General features: G+C 63.3%; 6 protein-coding genes. 5 read left to right on the top strand and 1 reads right to left on the bottom strand.

Annotation, left to right across the window (positions count from 1 at the left end; all coding sequences use genetic code 11):
- Positions 1 to 313: 313 nt before the first annotated feature.
- The 3 genes from MOV74_RS31310 (at position 314) to MOV74_RS31300 (ending at position 2,213) form a co-directional block, all read left to right on the top strand.
- Entirely contained in the window at positions 314 to 559 is a 246-nt protein-coding gene (locus MOV74_RS31310) for a hypothetical protein (protein WP_246930795.1), read from the top strand.
- A 119-nt stretch (positions 560 to 678) separates the two neighbouring features.
- Positions 679 to 933 carry a hypothetical protein gene (locus MOV74_RS31305; RefSeq protein ID WP_246930793.1) on the top strand — a complete coding sequence of 85 codons (255 nt, stop codon included), beginning with the start codon at positions 679 to 681 and terminating at the stop codon, positions 931 to 933.
- Positions 934 to 1,052: 119 nt separating this feature from the next.
- A complete protein-coding gene (locus tag MOV74_RS31300; protein WP_246930791.1) occupies positions 1,053 to 2,213 on the top strand; it encodes a winged helix-turn-helix domain-containing protein in 1,161 nt (386 codons plus the stop codon).
- An 84-nt stretch (positions 2,214 to 2,297) separates the two neighbouring features.
- Here the strand turns inward: MOV74_RS31300 and MOV74_RS31295 are convergent, their stop codons facing one another.
- Positions 2,298 to 2,744: a DUF2809 domain-containing protein gene (locus MOV74_RS31295; RefSeq protein WP_246930788.1), complete on the bottom strand. Its 447-nt coding sequence runs from the start codon at positions 2,742 to 2,744 to the stop codon at positions 2,298 to 2,300.
- A 78-nt stretch (positions 2,745 to 2,822) separates the two neighbouring features.
- On the opposite strand from MOV74_RS31295, the gene MOV74_RS31290 reads away from it, so the two are divergent.
- Entirely contained in the window at positions 2,823 to 4,163 is a 1,341-nt protein-coding gene (locus tag MOV74_RS31290) for an MFS transporter (protein WP_246930786.1), read from the top strand.
- Between the two features lie 238 nt (positions 4,164 to 4,401).
- Positions 4,402 to 4,830 (top strand): biotin/lipoyl-binding protein (locus MOV74_RS31285; protein ID WP_246930784.1); only part of this gene is annotated, 429 nt, incomplete at its 3' end.

Here is a 4,830-nt window from a genome sequence, read left to right as displayed (position 1 = left end):
CCGGCGGTGGCGGCCGGCGCTATCATAGCGGCGGCGGTGGCGCTCCGACGGGCGGTCCCGCCGGCGGTCTGTTCGGAGGTATGATGGGCGGGTTGTTCGGGCCGCCGCTTCGTTCCAGAAACCCTTGCACACTGATCGTCGCAAAGCCGTCCCGCGATGGTCCGCCTGCGAACAAGAATTAGGCTAGATGCGCGGCTAGCAGGACTTTTGATCCGACAACCCGAGGGGAGCCGAGTTCCATCCAGTGCCTAGGCCGAGTGATTATCAGTTTTATCGTAGCGGCCCGCCGGATCGGACAGCCTTTCTGAACTCCATGCCCATCTACATCGGCGCGGCGATGATCGCGGTGGCGATCCTGCTGTCGACCCTGATCACGGGGCTGACCTCCCGCTATGTCGGGATCGAAGCGCCGACCGACGAGAACATGTGGCTAGTCGACCGCCTCACCGGCAACGTCTATCGCTGCCAGGCGGAGGGGCGCGGCAGGGCCTTGTGCGAGCCGGATGTCGCCACCGGAAGCCTCGGTGACCGGCCCAAGGCGCCGAGGGATGGCCGCTGAGACACCGTCTTTGCATCGCAGCAAGAAAATTGTCTTCTCCGCGAAACGTCTGTGCTGGAGAATACGTAATTGCGAAGGCCGGTATGACGCCGGTTTCGTTTTATGGAGGAGACGTTTCGATGAAGACCTTGCTCATGGCCGCAACCTTTGTCGCGTTCACGCTTTCGCTGTCACCCGCATCCGCGGCAATGATGGCGTGCACCAAGGACAACATGATGAAGTCCGCCGCCGCGATGGGCGGCACGCCCGACTCCCCGGCCAAGATGGCGTCCAACAAGGAAATGGCCATGGCCAACACCGACATGAGCAATGGCAAGATGAAGAGCGCCTGCATGCACTACATGAAGTCGCAAAAGGCGATGACGGCGAAGTAGGCCTGGCCCGCATCGAAACCGCCGCGCTGTCAGCAGATGGCAGCGCGGCTTCTTTTTCCTTGGTTGTTTCAGGTCCGCTGCTTTCTCCCGGCGCGAATCCCGCTACATTGCGTCCCGTAATGTCCCGCGCTCTAAAACCGCTCTCCCTCACCACGACACAGGCCCGGCAGATCTGGCTGCACGCCCAGCGGCTGGATCAGCGCGCCCCGTTCGGCGACGGAGCGCAGGCCGTCGCGGACGCGGTGGCTCATCTCGGCTATGTGCAGATCGACACCATCAACGTCATCGAGCGCTGCCATCACCATATCCTGTTCAGCCGTATCCCGTCCTACCGCCGCGCCGATCTGCGCCACGCCCAGAGCGTCGACAAACGCGTGTTCGAATATTGGACACACGCGCTCTCTTACGTTCCGGCTGACGACTTCCGTTTCTTCCTGCCGGCGATGCGCGAGCACCGCCGCGAGGGGCACAAATGGTTCGCCTCGGTGAAGCCGGCCGACACGCGCAAGGTGATGCGGCTGGTGCGTGCCGGTCCACTGACGATCCGCGACATCGAGGACGACGTGCTCACCGAGAAGGAGCACCTGTGGCAGAGCCGCAAGCCCTCGAAGCGGGCGTTGCAGCTTGCCTTCTATACCGGCGCCGTGACCATCAGCGAGCGGCAGGGCATGCTCAAGACTTACGAGCTGATGACGCGTCATTTCAGCTGGGACAAGCTGCCGAGGCCCGCCTCGGCAAGGGAGATCTCGTCCTATCTGCTCGACCGCGCATTGCGGTCGCAAGGGGTGGTGAGCCTCGATTCGATCTGTCATCTCGATGCGCCGCGCAAGAAGGCGGTCGCGAGCCTGATCGCCGCGCGCGTCCGCCGCGGCGAACTCGTGCCGATCGCGCTCGAGGGCGCCGGCAAGCAGGAGCATTGGGCCTTGCCCGCCGCGCTCGAGCCGCATGACGTGTCGCCCGATCTCGTCCACATCCTCTCGCCGTTCGATCCCCTGATCATCCAGCGCAAGCGCACCAATCTCATCTTCGGTTACAACCACCTGTTCGAGGCCTATGTGCCGAAGGCGAAACGCAAGCTCGGCTATTTTGCGCTGCCGGTGCTGGTCGGCGACGAGATCGTCGCGGCGCTCGACCTGAAGACGGACCGGCAGGCCAAGAAGCTGCTGATGCAGAAATGGACCTGGGTCGGGCAGGGGAAGAAGACGGCAGGGCGCAAGGAGCTCAAGCGGGTGATCGAGGATGAGCTTGATCGCTTCGAGCGGTTTCAGCTGGCGGAGTGAGTTGCAAAACACCGGTCTCGTAGGGTGGGCAAAGCGAAGCGTGCCCACGCCCGTCTCCCGTGGAGAGAAATCGTGGGCACGGCGCTAAGGCGCCTTTGCCCACCCTACGAGACCGTGCACTGTAGTTACCCGATCGGCCAAAACGCCGAACGCAATCCCCATTGCATACGCCACCAAATTCCACAGCGAGAAGATACGCCCGAGTAGCAGCGCGCCGGCCGTCGTCAGCCGGAATGCATCGAGCCATGGCGTGTGAATCAGCCGGGAGAATTCCACGACGACTGCGATGGCCGCCGCGATGGCTGTGAGTTGGCTGCGCGACAGCTGCGGCAGCAAGACCCCGGCCAGCAGAAACACCATCGTGGCCCACAATAGCGAGCCGCCATACTTCACGACGAAGGCAGGCAGGCCGAATGGAAAGCCGTACCAGCGCAGGGACAATCCGCAGACGATCACCGCGAGGGCGAGGGCGGCGCGGATCAGCGATGTCCGTAACGGCGCAACAGGTTTATCCGACTGCGCTGCGCGCATTGCTCGCTCCATTGACTCTTTGCCCGCGATGCTCAAAACCGCGCCCAGCCCTAGAAAAGCAACAACCCGGGGAAAGCCATGAGCCAGACCACCACCTATGCCGGTTCCGCCGGCGGTGCCAAGAATGCCAAGAGCGAAATCGAGACGTCGACGATTCGCGCTATCTCCTGGCGCCTGATTCCGTTCCTTGTGCTGGCCTACTTCTTCTCCTATCTCGACCGCGTCAATCTCGGCTTCGCCGCGCTGACCATGAATGCGGAACTGAAATTCACGCCGCTGATCTTCTCCTGGGGCGCCGGCATCTTCTTCATCGGCTATTTCATCTTCGAGGTGCCGAGCAATCTGGCGCTGGAGAAATTCGGCGCCAGCCGCTGGATCGCCCGCATCATGGTGACTTGGGGCATCATCTCCGCGCTGATGGCGCTCGTCAGCGGCGTCACCAGCTTCTACGTCCTTCGCTTCCTGCTCGGTGTCGCCGAGGCCGGCTTCTTCCCAGGCATCATCCTCTATCTCACCTATTGGTACCCGGCCGAATATCGCGCCCGCTTCCTCGCCGCCTTCGCCGTCGCCGTGCCGGTCTCGACCGTGATCGGTGCACCGGTCTCCGGCCTGCTGCTCGGGCTCGACGGCATGATGGGCCTGAAGGGCTGGCAGTGGCTGTTCATCATCGAGGGCATTCCGTCCGTGCTGCTCGGCATCGTCACCTGGTTCTATCTCACCGACAGGCCGGAGAAGGCGGACTGGCTCTCGGCCGAGCAGAAGGCGTGGCTCAAGGCGAAGCTCGATTCGGAGATCGCGGCCAAGCAGGCGGTGAAGCATTTCTCGCTGGGCGAAGCGCTGTCCTCGCCCAAGGTGATCGCGCTCAGCCTGATCTATTTCGGCTTCGTCGGCGCGCTCTACGGCATGCAGTTCTGGCTGCCGCAGATCGTCAAGGCGTTCGGGTTGACCAATGCGCAGACCGGCTTCGTCACCGCGATCCCGTATCTGTTCGGCACCATCGCCATGATCCTGTGGGCGCGGCATTCCGATGCCACGCGCGAGCGCGTGATGCATGTCGGTGCGCCGCTGCTGCTCACCGCCGTCGCGCTCGCCGTCTCCAGCTATCTCACCGATCCGACCATGACGATGGTGGTGCTGACGGTTGCCGCGATCGGCGTGTTCTGCTGCTTCGGTGTGTTCTGGACCCTGCCGACCGCCTGGCTCTCCGGCACCGCGGCCGCCGGTGGCATTGCCCTGATCAACTCGATCGGCAATCTCGCCGGCTTCGGCGGGCCCTATCTGATCGGCTGGGTCAAGGAAGCCACGGGGCAGACCTCAACCGGTCTGCTGGTGCTTGCCGCGCTGCCGCTGATCGCCGGCATTTTGGTGTTCGTGGGCGGCCATGACACCAAGCACGAGTTTGTCGAGCAGCGGCGGTGAGGCGAGTTTCGGAGGGTGGGCAAGGCGCTCTTCGCGCCGTGCCCACCATATTGCCCTGCAATGACAGAGGCGGTGGGCACGCTCCGCTTTGCCCACCCTACAATAGCACCCCCATAGCAACCGCCTATGCGTCCTTACCACCCCTTAACGATCACGGATTCCTGATGACTGACGATTATTGACTTTTATCAGTGATTAGTCGACATTCCTCTCATCCGAGATGCAGGAGTGTCCTTCGATGTTCGTCCGGTCGGTTTTATCGAGCTATTCCAAGCTGTTGGCCGGAGTTTCGCTGGCCCTGATGGCAGCTTCGCTGGCCGGGTGCAATGATACCGTCGCCGAGAAGGCTGAGCCCCCGCGGCCGGTTCTGGTCGCAACCGCGCATTATGATGCCGAGACCCCGGAGCGCAGCTTCGTCGGCACCGTCAGGCCCCGAATCGAGAGTGACCTCGGTTTCCGCGTCGCCGGCAAGGTTGCAAAGCGTCTGGTTGAAGTCGGCCAGACCGTCGAGATCGGCCAGCCGCTGGCCACCCTCGACGAGGTCGATCTGAAGCTCCAGGCCGAGCAGGCGCTGGCCGAACAGACCGCAGCGACCGGCGTGCTGGCCCAGGCGGCCGCCGCCGAGCAGCGCGCCAAGGATCTGAAGGCCAAGGGCTGGACCACGGAC

The sequence above is a fragment of the Bradyrhizobium sp. SHOUNA76 genome (assembly GCF_023006445.1).
Taxonomy (GTDB): domain Bacteria; phylum Pseudomonadota; class Alphaproteobacteria; order Rhizobiales; family Xanthobacteraceae; genus Bradyrhizobium.
The sequence above is the reverse complement of the archived record's forward strand: the minus strand, read 5'-3'. Positions and strand labels throughout refer to the sequence as shown.

Coding starts and splice junctions, on each gene's coding strand:
- MOV74_RS31295 (WP_246930788.1), bottom strand. CDS start 2,744: ATGCGCGCAGCGCAGTCGGATAAACCTGTTGCGCCGTTACGGACATCG.
- MOV74_RS31300 (WP_246930791.1), top strand. CDS start 1,053: ATGTCCCGCGCTCTAAAACCGCTCTCCCTCACCACGACACAGGCCCGG.
- MOV74_RS31310 (WP_246930795.1), top strand. CDS start 314: ATGCCCATCTACATCGGCGCGGCGATGATCGCGGTGGCGATCCTGCTG.
- MOV74_RS31305 (WP_246930793.1), top strand. CDS start 679: ATGAAGACCTTGCTCATGGCCGCAACCTTTGTCGCGTTCACGCTTTCG.
- MOV74_RS31290 (WP_246930786.1), top strand. CDS start 2,823: ATGAGCCAGACCACCACCTATGCCGGTTCCGCCGGCGGTGCCAAGAAT.